2 protein-coding genes and 1 pseudogene are annotated in these 1,984 nt (G+C 66.5%); 2 read left to right on the top strand and 1 reads right to left on the bottom strand.

Annotated elements, in window-relative coordinates; genetic code table 11:
* Positions 1-50 precede the first annotated feature (50 nt).
* Together EOA24_RS35875 and EOA24_RS35870 are read left to right on the top strand one after the other, a co-directional pair.
* Complete coding sequence (locus EOA24_RS35875; RefSeq protein ID WP_245501934.1) at positions 51-1,154, top strand: energy transducer TonB; 1,104 nt, start codon at positions 51-53, stop codon at positions 1,152-1,154.
* Between the two features lie 53 nt (positions 1,155-1,207).
* Positions 1,208-1,522 (top strand): antibiotic biosynthesis monooxygenase, encoded by a 315-nt coding sequence (locus EOA24_RS35870; protein ID WP_126082224.1) that lies wholly within the window; start codon positions 1,208-1,210, stop codon positions 1,520-1,522.
* A 31-nt stretch (positions 1,523-1,553) separates the two neighbouring features.
* On the opposite strand, the pseudogene EOA24_RS35865 reads toward EOA24_RS35870, so the two are convergent.
* A pseudogene (locus tag EOA24_RS35865) lies at positions 1,554-1,984 on the bottom strand (bifunctional proline dehydrogenase/L-glutamate gamma-semialdehyde dehydrogenase); the annotation flags it as partial.

The raw sequence follows: 1,984 nt of genomic DNA, 5'->3' as shown, positions 1-1,984 counted from the left end.
CCTTGAAGACATCGACCAGGACCGCCATCGCTTTCGGAGTCTGACAAGCTGTGGGCTTCGAACCGGCACGCAACGCCTTTGCACAAGCGCCGGCCGGCATAGGCCTGGCGCTGCTTGCGGTAACCGATCTTGATTTGACCGATCTTGATTTGACAAGGACGCGTCGCTTGCCGCAGGTCTCCTCGCGAGCCATGCAGGACATCGACCCCCTCCCCGACGCCGACAGCGAACCGGCGATCCCGCCGGCCGAGTCGCTCGCGCAGCGACGTCAGTCGGCGCAAGACCGCAAATGGCCGGTGGCGATTGTCGTCTCCGGCTTGCTCCATGCCGCCGCCGCGGCGGCGTTTTTCATCGCGCCCGCCGGAACCTTCGACCCCCTGGACGCGATTCAGGCCGAGGGCAGCAGCCAGTCAGGCGCCGACGCCCAGGGCAGCGCCCTCAATGACGCGATGTCCGGCGCGGTGGATGTAACCTTGGTGGCGGACCTGCAGCCGGTTAAGCGCCAAGCAGTCCAGCCCACTCCGCCGACCGAAGCGCCGCAACCGGCCAGCCAACCTGTAACGCCTCAGCCTGCGGCTGAAGCCGCCCAGGAGCCTGCATCCACGCCCGATATGCTGACGGCCGCCACAGTGCGCCAAGACGATCAGAGCGTGCCCATGGCCGGCGAACAGGCGCCCGCGATCGAGCCGCAAAGCCCCGATGCGTCGCCTGCCGAACCCGAGCACCCACCGGCCGCGGCCGCAACGTCGAGCGCACCGGCAGGATCAGGCCAACCCGCTGAGACGCGCGGCACGGAAACAGCGGATGGCGACGCACGCGATGCGCCGACCATCGCCAGCAAGGGTAAGATGAAGGCCGCCGCCGGCAATGCCCTGGAATCCCGCTACAGCGGCGAAATTCAAAAGAGGCTCGCCCGCGCCAACCGCCGCGTTTCAAAATCGGTCCAGGCAAAGGCCCGCAACAACGCCAGGGTGGTGTTTGTCGTCATGGCCGACGGCAGCATCAGCGACCTGCAGCTCGCCGAAAGTTCCGGCTCCGCCGAGCTCGATCAATTCGCTTTGACGCTGGTGCGCAAGCAGGCACCGTTCCCTCCCATTCCACCCGAGACGGGAAGATCAAGTTGGGTGTTCAAAGCGCGGATCGGTCCCTTTTGAGACCCGGTTGAAGCCATCCTGAACGCCACAATTCATGCAATTCGAGGAAACCAATGTACATCGCCATGAACCGCTTCAAGGTCCAGAACGGCTCTGAGGAAGCCTTCGAGGACGTCTGGAAGAACCGCGATTCCAGCCTCTCCGAAATGAAGGGTTTCAGGGAATTCCACCTGCTTCGCGGGCCGGTCAACGAGAGCGAGGGCTATACGCTGTTTGCCTCGCACACGGTCTGGGCAAGCCAGGAGGATTTCGTCGCCTGGACGAAGTCGGAAAACTTCCGCGCCGCCCATCGCAACGCCGGCGGCTCGAAGGTGCACTATCTCGGCCACCCGCAATTCGAAGGCTTTTCGGTCGTCGAAGGCGCTTGAACGCACCTGCGCCTAACTCGTCTCGAACCGACTATGCGGCGGCAAGCAGGCTGGCGTTCCCACCTGCCGCTGTCGTGTCGACGCAGACCGCGCGCTCATGCGCGTAGGCGGCCGGGTTGAGCACTTCGCTGACCAGCGGCACGATCGGCCCGGCGCGGTCGGCGATCACCTTGCGCACGATGCGCGCCGCTTCCGGCGTGCCGGAGAAGGCGACGACATCGACGCGCAGTGAGCGCGCCTCGACCGGGTCCGGCCGGCCGTCGATGGCTGCCAGCGGCAGGCCCTTGCCGGTCAGTGCCGAGAGTGCTGCCGGCGCGCCCGGCGCCACGGCAAGCACCGCGTTGCCGGCGGCGAGCGCCTGGATCGTCTGGGCAAGCAGCGTCTCGGTGTCCGGGCCGAGGCAAAGCACCCGGCCGCGCGGCGCCAGCGACAGCGTGTTGGCTTCGCCGGTCGGTCCAGGCA

It is taken from the genome of Mesorhizobium sp. M2A.F.Ca.ET.039.01.1.1 (assembly GCF_003998035.1).
Taxonomy (GTDB): domain Bacteria; phylum Pseudomonadota; class Alphaproteobacteria; order Rhizobiales; family Rhizobiaceae; genus Mesorhizobium.
The sequence above is the reverse complement of the archived record's forward strand: the minus strand, read 5'-3'. Positions and strand labels throughout refer to the sequence as shown.